Source organism: Thermincola ferriacetica (genome assembly GCF_001263415.1).
GTDB lineage: Bacteria > Bacillota > Thermincolia > Thermincolales > Thermincolaceae > Thermincola > Thermincola ferriacetica.
In genome coordinates this window covers 31,377-47,385 of sequence record NZ_LGTE01000012.1, presented here as the reverse complement: position 1 = coordinate 47,385, position 16,009 = coordinate 31,377, and the positions used below count along the sequence as shown (strand labels likewise).

At 48.2% G+C, this 16,009-nt stretch carries 9 protein-coding genes; all 9 read left to right on the top strand.

The genetic code is table 11. The features are described 5' to 3' along the window. Positions 1 to 54: 54 nt before the first annotated feature. The 9 genes from amrA (at position 55) to Tfer_RS08880 (ending at position 16,005) form a co-directional block, all read left to right on the top strand. The gene (amrA, locus tag Tfer_RS08915; protein ID WP_052218123.1) at positions 55 to 1,461 is read left to right on the top strand and encodes an AmmeMemoRadiSam system protein A; all 1,407 of its coding nucleotides are present in this window, start codon (positions 55 to 57) and stop codon (positions 1,459 to 1,461) included. Positions 1,462 to 1,478: 17 nt separating this feature from the next. Continuing rightward, entirely contained in the window at positions 1,479 to 2,471 is a 993-nt protein-coding gene (gene amrS, locus Tfer_RS08910) for an AmmeMemoRadiSam system radical SAM enzyme (protein WP_052218122.1), read from the top strand. Between the two features lie 122 nt (positions 2,472 to 2,593). Beyond that, positions 2,594 to 9,748, top strand: coding sequence for a DUF6531 domain-containing protein (locus Tfer_RS08905; RefSeq protein ID WP_052218121.1), 7,155 nt, complete (start codon positions 2,594 to 2,596; stop codon positions 9,746 to 9,748). A gap of 9 nt (positions 9,749 to 9,757) precedes the next feature. Further along, complete coding sequence (locus Tfer_RS16550) at positions 9,758 to 9,931, top strand: hypothetical protein (protein WP_160315547.1); 174 nt, start codon at positions 9,758 to 9,760, stop codon at positions 9,929 to 9,931. Between the two features lie 131 nt (positions 9,932 to 10,062). After that, positions 10,063 to 11,049 (top strand): RHS repeat-associated core domain-containing protein, encoded by a 987-nt coding sequence (locus Tfer_RS08900; protein ID WP_052218120.1) that lies wholly within the window; start codon positions 10,063 to 10,065, stop codon positions 11,047 to 11,049. A gap of 643 nt (positions 11,050 to 11,692) precedes the next feature. After that, positions 11,693 to 12,625, top strand: coding sequence for a DMT family transporter (locus tag Tfer_RS08895; protein WP_052218119.1), 933 nt, complete (start codon positions 11,693 to 11,695; stop codon positions 12,623 to 12,625). An 83-nt stretch (positions 12,626 to 12,708) separates the two neighbouring features. Next, positions 12,709 to 12,837, top strand: coding sequence for a hypothetical protein (locus Tfer_RS17130; RefSeq protein ID WP_282432066.1), 129 nt, complete (start codon positions 12,709 to 12,711; stop codon positions 12,835 to 12,837). A 520-nt stretch (positions 12,838 to 13,357) separates the two neighbouring features. Next, a complete protein-coding gene (locus Tfer_RS08885) occupies positions 13,358 to 14,599 on the top strand; it encodes a hydrogenase small subunit (RefSeq protein WP_052218117.1) in 1,242 nt (413 codons plus the stop codon). Then, entirely contained in the window at positions 14,599 to 16,005 is a 1,407-nt protein-coding gene (locus Tfer_RS08880; protein ID WP_052218116.1) for a nickel-dependent hydrogenase large subunit, read from the top strand. Before Tfer_RS08885 ends, Tfer_RS08880 begins: the two co-directional genes overlap by 1 nt. The last annotated feature ends 4 nt before the right edge of the window (positions 16,006 to 16,009 follow it).

Sequence of the window (16,009 nt, the reverse complement as noted above, 5' to 3'; positions counted from 1 at the left end):
CATACGTAGAAATGAATGTGTAAATAAGTTCCGGCAACCGGAGGAGGGCTGAGGATGGGTAAAATTGTATTCGGCGGCATAGTTCCGCATCCGCCTATTATGGTTCCTGAAGTAGGCAGAGGTGAAGAAGAAAAGGTCAGTTCTACCCTGGCGGCCATGGGGCAATTTGCCAAAACATTGGCAGATACCGGGCCCGACCTTGTAGTGATCATTTCGCCCCATGGGGCGGTTTTTTCCGATGGTGTGGCCATTAACGGCGCTTCTGTGCTGAAAGGGAGTTTAAGCCGATTCGGGGCGCCGGAGGTATCCCTGGAATATGTAAATGACCTGGAATTTGCGGGACTTGTTGTTTCTGAAGCTGAGGCCGGTGGCATAACAGCCATAATTATGGACCGGGAGCTGGCCGGGAATTACCGTGTCAGTGTGGAACTTGACCATGGAGTAGTTGTTCCTATGTATTTTGTGGACAGGGCAGGTATCCGCCTGCCGATGGTCATGGTCTCCATGTCCATGTTGCCACCAGTTGAACTGTATAAATTCGGTATAGCGCTGCAGAAGGCTGCCGTTAAATCTGACCGGAAGGTTGCCGTGATAGCCAGCGGTGATTTATCCCACAGGTTAACACCTGACGCGCCGGCGGGCTATGCACCGGAGGGGAAAATACTGGATGAAAAAATTGTACAAGCTATCAAGGATTTCGATGTGCCGGGTTTAGTCAGTTTAGACCCCAATCTGGCTGAAAAAGGCGGCGAGTGTGGTTGGCGGTCCATTATCACGATGCTGGGAAGTCTGGACGGCTATGAAATTCATTCAGAAGTACTGTCATATGAGGGCCCCTTTGGGGTGGGGTATATGGTAGCTGTCTTAGTGCCGGAAGAGGCGTCGGAAAAGAGAAAAATGCTGCCGCAAATGGTTGCTGAACGGGAAAAAATGATCAATGACCGCCGGGCTAACGAGAGCGCCTATGTTAGATTAGCCCGGGAAACCTTGGAGCACTATGTAAGGGAAGGGAAGATTCCCGGGGTTCCGGATCCGCTGCCTGGGGATATGCGAAAGAGGGCCGGTGTTTTTGTCTCCATTAAAAAACACGGGCAGTTGCGGGGCTGCATAGGCACAATTCTGCCGACTACGAAGAACTTGGCGCAGGAGATTATTAACAATGCCATCAGTGCCGGCACCAGGGACCCCAGGTTTGCCCCTGTCCGGGAAGAAGAGCTCGATGAGCTGGTCTACTCGGTAGATGTGTTAAAGGAACCGGAACCTGTAGACGATATGTCCCAGTTGGACCCCTATCGTTACGGGGTAATTGTCCGCAAAGGGCATAGAACTGGTCTTTTGTTGCCCAACCTTGAGGGGATAGATACAGTGGAAGAGCAGGTGGCCATAGCCCGGCAGAAGGCGGGTATCGGGCCCGATGAACCGGTGGAGTTGGAACGGTTTGAAGTGGTGAGGTATTACTAACAAAGGTGGTTGGCAAAATGCACCCTGCTTTGTATTGGGAAAAAGCAGAAAATAATAAAGTACAGTGCAGGTTGTGTCCTCAGTTGTGTGTAATTGCGGAGGGTCGGAGGGGCTTCTGCCGGGTCAGGGCAAACCGGGAAGGGCAGCTTTTTACCTTAAATTACGGACGGTGTTCATCCTATGGTATAGACCCCATTGAAAAAAAGCCTTTGTATCATTTTTATCCGGGGCACAATATTTTTTCTGTGGGCACGGTGGGGTGTAACTTGCGCTGCGGCTTCTGCCAAAACTGGACCATTGCCCACGGGGACCCCGAGACGGTGGAGGTTTCGCCGGAGCTGTTAGTGGAAGCAGCCGCCAGGGAAAAAACCAACGGAAACATCGGGATAGCCTATACCTATTCTGAGCCTTTGATGTGGTATGAATTTGTTCTGGATACAGCCAGACTGGCCCACGCAAAGGGCCTGAAAAATGTCCTGGTGACCAACGGTTTTATTAACCCGGAGCCCATGGAGGTCCTGCTGCCTTATATTGATGCCATGAATATTGACGTCAAAGCTTTTCGGGATGAGTATTACAATACTACCTGTGCCGGTGAACTGCATCCCATCAAATCGACGGTGGAAAAGGTTTTTGCCAAATGCCATGTGGAAATAACTACCCTCTTAGTGACGGGGTTAAACGACAGCGAGGAAGAAATAGGGGAACTGGCCGACTGGCTGGCCGGCCTGAACCCCGATATTCCGCTGCACCTGTCCCGGTATTTCCCCAATTATAAAATGGACCTGCCGCCTACGCCGCTGGAGACGATGGAGCGGGCTTGGGAGGTAGCCATGCGGAAACTGAACTATGTCTACCTGGGCAACGTACAGGACGAAAAAGCCCGTAATACCTACTGCCCCAAATGCGGAGAGCTGCTGATTCAACGGTCCGGTTATTACACCGAAGTAACCAATCTGACCGGTGGCAAGTGTGCCAAATGCGGTCAAGCAATTGCCATTGTTCAATAGATGCTGTTACCATTAGAGAAAAAGGGTTGAGAATAATAGGATAAAGTTTAGGCCTAAATCACCGACTCAACTAATCACCGTCCGTGGTTATGCAGTTGCCACGGTTGCAGTGGACTTAGCTGGTGATTTGGGTCTTTTTTATTGCCATTCGTATTCTTTATCTCTATAAGTCGCACGTTAAATATTACAAGGTTAGTAGGATTATAACAAATTTATCGGCGTTTTTTGTCGATAATTGGCCTAATTTTACGATAAGTTTATCAGGGAAGACGGTAAGCCTCCCCGCTTTTTCCGATGTAAAAATAACGGTGCTGGCAAATAACAAAGTCCGCGTGGAATGGCGGCTGGACGAAGCCGGCGACGCTTACCTGGAATGGGGAAAGACTACAGCCTTTGGTTCTTCAGTGGTGGATAAAGGTTTAAGGTTAAAATACTGGTATGATATCGGTCCGCTGGAGGCTTTTACGACGTATTATTTCCGGATTAAAAGCGCTGACGGCAACGGCAACACTGTAATTTCCGCGGCCTACACGGTTACTACTGACGCGGGGTCAGCCCCTTATATCAAAACATGGCTGGTCAATGGCCCTTATGTAAATAGCGACCCAAATACCCGGCTTTTCCAGGACTACCTGGGAGGAGAAACTGTTGCCCGGCCCAGTGAAGGGGAAGGCACCTTGGCTGCGGGAAAGAAGTGGGAGCTCTTTACAAGCGGCGATTACGTGGACCTTTCCGCTTACGGGACCGACCCGGCCAATGTTATGTATGCCCATACATATTTTGAATCCTACGGAACCACCAATACTTATCTGTGGCTGGGCAATACGGGGGGTATCAGCGCATGGGTCAACGGCGTCAATGTATTTACCAAGGAGCATGTCAGCGGGTACGTTTATGACCGCGTTCCGATAACCCTGGTCCCAGGCTTGAACAAATTACTAATTAAAGTTTCCCCCGCCAACGGTCAGCTCGGTTTTTCGGCCCGGGTGGCGAACGCCGACGGAAATATAATTAACTTCAAAACCTATTATAACTACCTGTTGAGGACTGCCAACCCGGCCACGACCTTCAATGTCCGCGGTGAATGGCTGACTGCCTTTGAATCGGAGGTCACTGCTACCTCTAATACCAAAGGAATTTATCTTAGGAATTCATATGACAACGGTACAGGTTGGTATCCAGCGCTGCCTGTCGTAACCGATGCTTCTGAGCCTGCCTTAACGTCTCTCGGTGCCAAAACAGCGCTGTTCTATAAAAAATCCGACGGGGTAAACCAGCAGTTAAGGCTCAGGGTGACTTCCGATGACGGCACTACCTGGGGGAATGAGATAACCATAACCAATAAAGAGGCCTCCGTTTACCACCTTGAGGCCTTGACGGTGGAGAATACGGCCTATATCTTTTATTCTTACGAAGACGGTACGCTTTATTACCGGACCTCCCGAGACATGGTTGACTGGAGTCCGGAAATCCTGGTGGGCCAGAGGATTGGCATCAAAAAAGATAGTACCAGGCCATATTTCGCTGTAACCAAGCTGTGGAGTGGTAAGTGGGCGCTGGTCTGGCTGGATGTATCCCATCGTACTGATCAACTGCCAGGGGTAGCAAATAATACTGATTTCCCTGTAATGACTTTTGCAACATCCATCGATTTACAGAACTGGACTTCCAGCAAAGAACTCAATGAACCGTATTACGAGCGCTTGCCTGAGGAGATGTTCTTAGCTGAGGATTTGTCCGGGAACCTTGCTTTGGTCTTTACTTTATTTAAGTATCCATGGGATAAGTATATTTATTATAAAGTCAGTTGTGACGAAGGCAATACTTGGACAGACAAGAGAGTGATCAGCGTTCCAGATACTGGAGTAGCTGATGGTTGGCAAAACGGCTATGAGGCTTACAATCCTTATTTAACTTATGACCGGAACGGTAATACGGTAGCGTTTTATGACTACACACCACAGTATGACAAAAATAGAACCCGGGTAACGTACTCTTACTTCCCGAGGGTTTATAATGGACCGATAGGGCCGGAGAACGCTTTCGGCCTGGACAATTATTCCGGTGAAGAAGGTTTTGGGGTCAATCCCGCTATTGGCAACTATAACTACCAGCATGAAGACCTACAGATTGCCGGCAAGGGCCTGCCCTTAAACATCACTCGGTCGTATAATTCTGGCGCCGCTAAGAGTGATGGGCCTTTCGGTTACGGCTGGACTCATAACTATAATTTAAGCCTCTCGGTCGGTGTTAACGGCATTGTTAACGTATCCACCGAAGACGGGCGGGTTGACACTTTTGTGCTTGGCCCGGATAATTCCTATATACCTTTTCCGGGAGTTTTTGACAAACTTATTAAGAATAGCGACGGAACCTGGACTCTTAAGCGGACTAACCGGACTACTCTTTACTTTAATACCGGGGGTATTTTGACTAAAATTACCGATAAAAACGGCAATGCTCTGACTTTCACTTACGATGCCAATAAACGCTTAACCAGGGTGAGCGATGCTACCGGGCGGTTCTTGACCATTGTATACGATGCCAACGGCCATATTATCAGTATAGTTGACCCTATTAACCGTAGGCATCAATATGGTTATGCCGATGGCAATCTAACTACTTATACGGATCCGGCCGGCGGGGTGGTTTTATATGCCTATGACAACGAGCACAGGATTACCCAGGTAACCAACGCCCGAGGGAATATTGCGATAAAAACGGCTTATGATGCCGATGGGAAGGTGAGCAGCCAGCAGGATGCCAAGGGAAACACCACTACTTTTACCTATGACCCGGCCGGCCGCCGGACAACTATTACCGAAGGGCAGAAGACTACAGTTCAGGAGTTTGACGGTTATTACCGGCTGATTAAAGAAACGGATGCTTTAGGCTACACTACAGCTTATACCTATGACGGACCAGGTAATCGGATAAGCATTACCAATGCCAACGGCCACAAAACAACGTACGGTTATGACCTGAACGGGAACCTGACGAAGACCGTCGACCCCCTGGGCGGCGTGACTGTTAACCGATATAATACCGACAGCGACTTGGTGGCCAGAATCGATCCCAACGGCAACACGACAACGTTCGAATATGACGAAAAGGGCAATCTCCTGAAAACCAAATTGCCTAACGGAAAGTTTACTACTTATACCTATTATCCCGACGGTCAACCATGGACCTTTACTGACGCCAACGGGAACACTTATACGTATACCTATGATGACAACGGTTACCTGACCTCCGAGATAAATGCTCTGGGGCAGGCTACCTCCTACACTTACGATACCGTCGGCCGCCGGTTGACTAAAACTGATGCCCTTGGCAATACCACCCAGTACACCTATGATGTTTTGGACAACCTGCTGACGATAACGGACCCTCTTGGTCGGGTGACGTCTTACGAATATGACGCCAACGGCAACAAGGTAAAAGAAACCAATGCTTTAAACAAAGCCACGACCTATGGATATGATGAACTTGAGCAGCTTGTAACCGTAACGGATACGCTCAATAATGTGACCTCTTTTGAATATGACTCGGACGGCAATCAGATAAAGGTTACCGACGCCTTGGGCCATACCACTACCAATACTTATGACGCTGCGGGACGGCTAATCTCCACGACGGATGCCAACGGGCACGCTACCACCTATACATACGACGGCAATGACAACAGGCTGACCATGACCGACGCCCTGGGCAATACCACCAGGTATGCTTACGATGCCTTGGACCGCCTGGTTTCCGTTACCGACCCGTTGGGCAGGACAACGACTTATGAATACGACGCTAACGGAAACAAGGTCAAGGAAACAGACGCTTTGGGCAATATCACCCTTTTTGCCTATGATGCCATGAACAACCTTATCACAGTAACTGATGCTGCTTACCGGACAACCCGTTACGAATATGATGGCAATAACAACAAGGTTAAGGTCATTGACGCCAAGGGGCAGGTTACTCTCTATGAATACGACCAGGCCAACCGTCTGGTCAAAGAGATCAACCCGCTGAACCAGGTTACGCTCTATGAATATGATGCTGTTGGCCGTCTAGTTAAAACGATTCTGCCGGGCAATATCATAACAACTAACACTTTTGACGCGGTGGGCAACCTTATTGCTTACACTGACGGCAGAGGTAATACCACCAGCTATGAGTACAATGCCCTGAATAAAGTGAGCAAAGTTACAGATGCTGTTTATAACGTCCAGTTTACTGCTTATGATGACCTTGGCCGGGTGAAAACCGAAACCGACCGGCGCGGCAATACTACTACGTACGAATATGATAAACTGGGCAGGAGGGTTAAAATTATTTACCCGGACCTGAGTACGAAGACTTTTACTTATGACGCAGTAGGGAACAAGCTCACGGAAACTGACGGGGAAGGTCATACCACAACCTACACCTACGACGCCCTGAACCGGGTAAGTACGGTCACTGATGCGGTTTACGGTACCACCACGTATAATTATGACGCAGCCGGCAACTTGATCGGGGAAACGGACGCCCTCGGCCGGACCGTTACCAACAAATATGACGGGCTAAACCGGCTGATTGAACAAACACTGCCAGGGAACATTACCATTACACAGATTTACGACCAGGTCGGCAACCTCAAGCAGGTTACCGATCCCAACGGCAATGTCACCACTTATGACTATGACGAACTGAACAGGCTGGTCAAAGTCACCGACGCTTTGGGCAACGTCACCCGGAGCGAGTATGACGCACTGGGCAACAGGATCAAACTCATTGACGCCAAGGGCAAAATTACGTCCTACGGATACAACGAGCGGAATCTCCTGGTATCCGTCACTGACCCGCTGAACCATACCACCACATATGATTATGATGCCAACGGTAACATGACTAAAGTTACCGATGCCAAAGGGCACAGTACCCTTTACGAGTTTGACCCGCTTAACAGGTTAACGAAGGTTACCGACCCGCTGAACAGGGCCAAAACCATTACTTATGACGCCAACGGCAACAAAGTCAGCGAGACCGACGCCAAAGGGCAGACCGTGCAGTATGCCTATGACAGCATGGACCGGCTAATCAGCGTTACGGCGCCGGACGGCAAGACCGTAAGTTATTCTTATGACAAAGCCGGAAACCGGACGCAGATGGTTGACGCTACCGGCACCACGGATTATACTTACGATGCTCTGAACAGGCCGGTAAAAATCAGCTATTCCCGGAACGGGTTGGATGTGAATTACAGCTATGACCTGGCGGGCAACCGGACCCTGCTTACCGTAACCAGGGGAGCGACCGTAGTTTACAGCGTATACTACCAGTACAACGAAAGAGATCAGCTTACCCAACTTACGGACAAAAACGGCAAAACTTTCACCTTTGGTTATGATAACGCCGGAAATATCACTGAAGTAGGCTATCCCAACGGCACTAAAGCCCAATTCACTTATGATGCGGCAAACCGTGTAGTAAATATTAACAATATACGGACAGCGGGGGGAAATATCAGAAGTTACGCTTACACTTACGACCCCAACGGCCGTCGCACCCAGATGGTGGTTGACGGTACCGATACAACAACATACGACTATGACGACACGGGGCAGCTCGTCCATGTGGTTGACAAGCGCGGCAGCTTTGACTTTATCTATGATGAGGTGGGCAACCGCATCCGCATGGTGGTGGACAGCGTTTACGCCACAGACTACACTTTCGATGTGGCTAGCCAGTTGCTTACTGCCGGACCAAATTCCTATACCTATGACGCCAACGGCAACCGGCTAAGCAAAACGACTGTAAATGGCACCGTTTACTACGCCTACGATTACCGCAATTTGCTTACCGGCATTACCACGCCTGACGGCTCCGTCACTTACACCTATGACGGCGACGGCCGCAAAGTATCCCGGGAAAGCACCCTGTCCGGGGCCAGTTACTTCCTCTTCGACGGTGATACCGCCATATTAGAAGGAACTACTCCTGATCTGACAAATCCGACTGCTTACTTAGAAGGATTAAACGGTCTTTTGGCGAAAGTAACTCCTGAGAACGTGCTTGCCTACTATTACTACGACGCCCAGGGTAACCTTGGAGCCATGGCCGACGATGCCGGGAACCTCTCCGACACTTATGGTTATGACGCCTGGGGGGCAATAGCGGAGCATACAGGGCCGGGCAACGAAAAACTCGCCTATGTAGGCAAATACGGCGTCACCATGGAGCCGGACGACGGCCTGCTGATGATGGGCCTGCGCTTCTATGACCCGGAGCTGGGTATATTCTTGCAAAAAGACCCGTTCCCGGGGTACATCGAAGACCCGGCCATGTTACACCCGTACATGTACACCAGGAACGACCCGGTGAATAAGATTGACCCTACTGGGGAAAGCTGGCTGTCCGACGGGTTGGGATGGCTGAATAGAAAAGTAGTCCAGCCGGCGGCAAGATGGACCAATGAAAATGTAATTAAGCCAACTGCCAGGGTCGTAGAAAAGCACATAATACAACCTGTGAAAAAACATGTTGTTGAACCGGCTAAAAAGGCGATTAATGATTATGTTATAGAACCTCTTAAGAACACTTTTAAAAAGAGCCGGGGAACTGCCAGCGGTAAGTCAAAAAATAAGAAAAAGTATGATAAGAAAAAGACGCAGGCTAAGAAACCAGGGCTAAAAGAAGAAGCTATTAAAACAGCAAAGGAAATAAAGAAAATACCGGGTACAATTGCAAAAGAATTTTCTGCAATTCCAGGCACTGTAAGCGGCGGTATTAAAGGCGGATTCAAGGCGTTCGATGAAGCAGTGGTAAAAGAACGCGGCGGCGCATCAGCTATAGGTATTTTTAACGAACCTTTAGACTGGGCAGTAACATTTAGCGATTGGAAACGCGGCGATTTTAGGGCTACTGATCTAGCGGGATTATTGCCGTTTGTAAGCCACGGAATGGTTCGAGGCGGAATAAAAATAGTTGATGAAGGAGCGGATTTAGTAAAGGATGCTTTAAAGGCTAGTGATGCTGCTAAGGGGACGGGTAAAATTAATAAAGCCAAGAATCTTATTAAAGAATATCTAGGAAACGGAATAAAAGCTGAAAGAAACGAGGCTGGAGATTTAATTCTTCAATCTGAGGATGAGTTAAAGAAAGTAAGGTTTGATATAAATAGACCTAACCCACATAAAAACCCTCATTTCCATGTCGAGGAGTTTAAGAAAGTTAAAAACAAAAAGGTACAGACCCTAAAAAGCGGACCGCAATACCCAATTGATGTTCCAAATGAATAGGAGGTTGTTATGGATAAAAAAGAATGGGATATTGGGGAATTTGTTAGTTACAAACTTGAGGAACATGATAAAGGTTTCCGAATAGTTATTGAAGGTACCAATAAATTCAAGTGGTTAATTGCTAGCAAGATTCAGGAAATTAAAATCACAGAAGATGACCTGCAGGAGTACCACCTAAAATAGGACCATTTTAGTATCCTGATTAAATTCCGAGCATAGAGATATTGTAGTTCTTACCTCAAGTGAGGCAATACTCTCTTGAGGTTCTTCTTTCGTAACCGCATAAAAATACCCCACCCGCCCCGATTTGGGCTATGACTGACGACACCGGAAACATCACCGAAACATACGGCTATGACGCCTGGGGGGCAATAGCGGAGTATACGGGGCTGGGCGACGAAAAGCTCACCTATGTGGGCAAATACGGCGTCACCATGGAGCCGGACGACGGCCTGCTGATGATGGGCCTGCGCTTCTATGACCCGGAGCTGGGTATCTTCCTGCAGAAAGACCCTGTACCAGGGTACAAGGAACTTCCTGTTACCCGTCAACCGTATGTATATGCCTTGAATGACCCGGTCAACAAAATTGACCCAACAGGTGAAAGTCCGTTAGACTGGCTGTATTCTGCTGCTAATTGGCTTGCCAATCGGGGCAGTAATATGGGTAATAAGATCACTAACACAGTGGCAAAGCCTGTGTCTCAAACCGGAACCAAAATAGGTAAAAAAATTAATAAAATAGTTGAACCAAATATATCTGAGCCACTTAACAATGTAGCTCAAAAAACCTTTGGGGGCCAAAACAAGGACAAGACAAAAGGGGTTGCAAGCGAAAAAAGCAAACAGGATAAAAAGAAAGATAAAAGCAGGGCGAGAGGTAAAGAGGCTGGTATAGGTGGGAAAGAAAAAGCCGGTAGTGAGAAACAGGGGACGAAACAAGACAAGAAACCAGCCGCTACAATCGCAACAGCCCCAAAAACCACACCCACTCCACAACCTAAGAAAATAAAAACTATTGAACAGGCAGTCAATGAAGTTGATTTATCAAATGTACCAAGTGATATATGGAAGGGTATGACGTGTGAGGCATGGAAACCTTATCAGCAAACGGGTGGGGCAGTATTAATTGGTACTGGTGTAGTAGCAACTGGATGGGTAGCAGGGGAAGCAGGATTAATAGAATTTGGAAGTACTGCTATCGATGTTTTTATTAGTCCACCGCCACCGAACACTTTAGGTGGAGGTTTCATTACCGTTGGAAGTATGATACTATTCCCTGACGAACCGAAGAAAAAATAATACAACACTGTGAGTTGATATATCTCATTTTCTTGGAGGTATGCTATGTATGGCTATATACCAGGTCTAAGCGAAAAAATCTGGGACAGTTTAGGGTTTTGGGTTTTATGGGGTGTGCTATTAATTGGAAGCCTAGTTTATATCCGTTTCAAAAAAAGAAAATAATGTTTGTAAACTTGCCACCCAGCCTCAAGGGAGTTTACACATATATTCTCTTGAAGTTTTTCTTTTATAAAAGGGCAAAAATATAACCGCCCACCCCTGATTTCGGGGTGGCGGCGGGGTGAAATCTGCACCAAATCATTATTCCAAAAATAGCGGATTGGTGCTCATTTAACCGCACCACGCACCATCTTTCCTAAATTCATTTTCGCTGTTGCCGTGGCTGTTTATTGCATAATAAAAATGGACAAAGTTGCAAAAGAAAATCCTCACTTTTGCAACCCGCCTTCGCGAAAAATATCAGGAAAAGTTTGATTGCCCCTGCCGGATGGTGGCCTCGTTATGTTGCCATGAAATATTTAATATTTATCATAAAAAGCAAAAGAAATAAGTTTTCCTTACCTTTCTATAAAATTTAGTGCTATAATAATTTTATTAATTTTAGCACCAGATAATTATACAAACAAAGGGGTTTTGCTATGTGAACGCTGTATTTTTTGCTGCCTTGTGTTTGATTTGGGGTTCTACCTGGATGGCCATAAAAATAAATTTGGGTTCTTTTCCGCCATTTTTTTCCGCCGGTTTACGTTTTTTGCTGGCGGGTTTTGTACTTTTGGCGGCCATGAAGTTTGCCAAAGTCTCATTTCCAGGCGAATGGAGGAAGCTATCTCCATCCTTCGTCTTTGGCCTTCTAAACGGCATTTCTTACGGGCTTATTTACTGGGGCGAACAATACATACCCTCGGGCCTGACGGCAGTTCTCAATGCGTCCCTGCCCTTTTTCAGTATTATCTTCGCCGCCATGTTTATTGGTGAAAGGATTACGCTGCGCAAGGTGTTTGGTTCAATCATCGGGTTTGCGGGAGTTCTGTTGCTGTTTTACGAAAGCCTGTCGGAGTTGGGTTCCGGAAAAATAATGGGGGAAATAGCCATTGTGGTTGCTGCCGCGGTATATGCTCTGGCCGGTGTACACGTGAAAAAACGTTCCTCAGTAGAACCCCTGGCTGCCGTCACAGTACAGATGCTTACTGCCGCCGCAGTTTTACTCCTAGTAGCCCTCCCCGTTGAATATGGTGCAGCGGTGCACTTCACCTGGCGGGGGTTGGCGGCTTTTATGTACCTGAGTTTATTCGGGTCGGCAGTGGCTTTTTATTTATACAACCATTTAATCTTACGTATGGAAGTTACTGCCTTAAGCTATACCTCGCTGATTACTCCGGCCATAGCAACCTTATTGGGTGTTTTGATCATGGAAGAAGAATTGAACGGGTTCATGATTATCGGCATGATTTTAATATTTACGGGGACCGCCATTATCAACATAAAAGGAGCCCACCGATCTCGGGATAAATTGCCTGATTTATCCGCCGATTCCGAACCATACCGGCAGTCCGAAGAACTACGGCAGTCATAAAAGAATTAACTGAAATTGCAGTTTAAGGCTGGATAATTTTGGCTAACCTATAGTCGATAGACTTATGGGGAGGCGGAGTAAAGTTGAACAAAGCTAAAGTATTGAAGGAAATTAATAATCGGATTGAAATGTATAACCTCTTTATCCGGGCGGTCAAAAAGGCCCACATGGAAAAGAAATTGAAGGCAAGTCCGCAAAAAAGGAGAGGTTAAAGGTCTTGACAGCAGCGGCAGGGCAGAAGGGTATCTCCGCTACCTGGGAGCTTGGTGCTGCAAACCCTTACCAGGAAGTCCGCTAACCGCTATGGAGGCAAAACAACTATTGCTTCAAGGTTACGGGCGCGTTAAGGAGCAATTGTGCCCGCAAAACCGCAGCCAGGCAGGCAAGGGATTCCCGCATGTTTGAAGATGGCGAAGGCCGCCGGGAAGTCCGGCACTCAAGTTAAGTTGAGTAGCCGGACGGGAGGCGGCCTGGCTTTTGAGAAATGCAACATGAGCCATCGAGTTCGGGAACGCTGCCTGCCTGGCCAGGTTTTGCAGCACAAAGCTCCTTGGTAGCGGAGAACCCCACCTACCCCTTCCGAGATCGAAGGAAGGCGTAGCCCTGGAGCAACGGTTGTTCTACTGGTGCAGCGGTTTTCCCATTCCACCTGCGCTTTCCTTGGGACCGGCATAATTGATTTTAACTACGGCCATACTATCTGATAGTGTTATCACCGGGGAGGCAGATAATATGCTGTCACGGCGGGAGTTTATCAAATTGATGGGCGGATTGACCGCCGGTATTTATGCAGCGGATTTTGTGGTGCCAGAACTGGCGGCGGCATTTGCGGGAAAAGCCAAAGTGCCGGTCATCTGGTTGGAGATGATGACCTGTTCAGGCAATGTTTTTTCTGCTCTCAATACCCTTCACCCCGGTATGCGGGAACTGCTGTTTGATATTATTGAACTCAGGTTCAGTAACAGTATCATGTTCGGCGAAGGTGACCAGGCCATAGAGTATCTTTTCCAAACTATCGAACAGGAACGGGGGCGTTACATTCTTATCGCGGAAGGTACTGTTCCGACCAAGGCGAACGGTTATTACAGTCTCATCGGATATTGCCCCGACGGCCGGCCCTTGACCAGCCTGGAGGCCATCAAACTTGCTGCAGGTAATGCTAAATACATTATGAGCCTGGGTACTTGCGCCAGTTTTGGTGGTCCTTACGCTGCCAAACCCAACCCCAGCGGATCAAAACCGGTTATGGACGTAATAGAGGAGCCGGTAGTGAACGTGCCGGGGTGTCCGGTTAATCCTGACTGGTGCGTTGGTACTTTGATTCATCTAATACTCTATGGAATGCCGGATCTGGACGGATACCGGCGTCCGACCATGTTTTACGGGAAGCGGATACATGACTGGTGTCCCCGGCGGCAGCATTTTGATAACGGTAATTTTGCTTCCAGACCTGGCGAAGAGGCTTGTACCTACAAAATAGGCTGCAAAGGTCCCGTTACCTTTGCCGATTGCCCAACCCGGCAATGGAACAGTGAGCATGTAAATTGGCCGGTCGGGGCCAATTCCCCGTGTATAGGCTGTGTTGAACCGGGGTTTCCTGATGCCATGAGCCCCTTTTTTGAGCACCTGCCCGATGCGGTGCCACTGGGTATCAGGGCATCCACTGATGCTATAGGGTTGGGGGTAGCCGGCGCAGTCACCGCCGGTATTAGTGCGCACCTGGTAGCCAGTACCGTATCGGGGCGCATCGGCCAACGTTTAATCGGGGGTACGGAGGCAAAACCTACAGGTTTAAGTGGCATTGTACCCGGGTCAACGGGTAACAAAAGAGTTATTAAGCTTAAGCCCGCAGGCAGGGCCAAACAAATCGGCCTGAAAAGGCATTGGAAACAGTTGCAGGTCAATAACGCACTGCCCAAGCAGAAATGGTATGGCGCTCTGATAAAATATTTACCTAAAAGGAAGGGTAGATAGTGGCAGTTACCAAAAAAATCAGTCCCATCACGCGTATTAACGGATTCTGGAACATAGAAATAACCGTAGACAACGGTAAGATTGTTGATGCCAAGAGCAGCGGAATATATTTCAGGGGTCTCGAACTTATCTTAATTGGCCGTGATCCCAGGGATGCCGCTTACCTTACACAGCGGATATGCGGTATTTGTTCTTCCGTTCATGCCCTGGCTGCTTCTTTGGCCCTGGAAGATGCCCTGGGCATTGAAGTGCCCCCAAACGGTATCCTGATGCGCAATCTGACATTTGGGGCAGATTTGCTGCAGAATCATATCCGGCATTTTTATTTACTGGGAATTGCCGACTGGGTCGAAGGACCTGATTTTCCACCCTTTGTTCCCAGGTACCGGCGGGACTTTCGTTTGTCAAAGAAAGACAATGAGCGCATTTTCAAACATTATATGGAGCACTTTGAATATGCCAGAAAATGTCATGAAATGGTTACTCTGGTCAGTGGGAAAGTTCCCCACCAGCACGGCATTGTTCCAGGGGGGCACACCGTCAGACCAACTATGGATATGATTTACAAGTTTTCCTCTATGCTCCACGAGGTCAGCGAGTTCATTTCAAACAAACTGATCCCTGATATGGAAACCATAGCTGAAAACTATAGCGATTATTATAAACTGGGAGTTGGGGTTAAGAATTTAATGGCCTTTGGAAATTTTCAGATTCCCAAAATGAGAGATAAGTGGGTAGTCCCCTTCGGTATTGTGCGGCGGGGGAAAATAGAACCTGTTGATCTTACAAAAATTAAAGAATATGTAACATTTTCATGGTATCTGGATAAAGAGCCAACCCACCCCGACAGGGGCAGCACTGTTCCTGAGGCGGATAAAAACGTGGCTTATTCGTGGTGTAAAGCGCCCAGGTATGAAGATGAACCTGTTGAGGTGGGTCCTCTGGCCCATATGTGGATGACGGGTGAGTACAGGCACGGAATCTCCACCATGGACCGTTTAATGGCCAGGTATCTGGAATTAAAAATGGCTGCAGAGCTTATGAAACAGTGGGTGAAAGAACTTAACCCTGACCTGCCCGTATATCAACCTTATGAGATACCGGGGGGTGAACACATCGGGGTGGGATTAACGGGAGCCATGCGCGGCGCTCTGGGGCACTGGGTACGGGTAGAAAACAGACGAATCAGCCATTACCAGATCATTACCCCGTCAGCCTGGAACTGTTCCCCCCGAGACGGAACAGGTACTTACGGGCCTATCGAACAGGCCTTAATCGGTACGCCGGTGGAAGATATTCACCAACCCATTGAGGTGGGCAGAATAGCCAGGGCCTTTGATCCATGCCTGGCCTGTGCGGTGCATATGGTTAATCCGCAGGGTGAAATCAAGCAATTCGTTATCTGAGGAG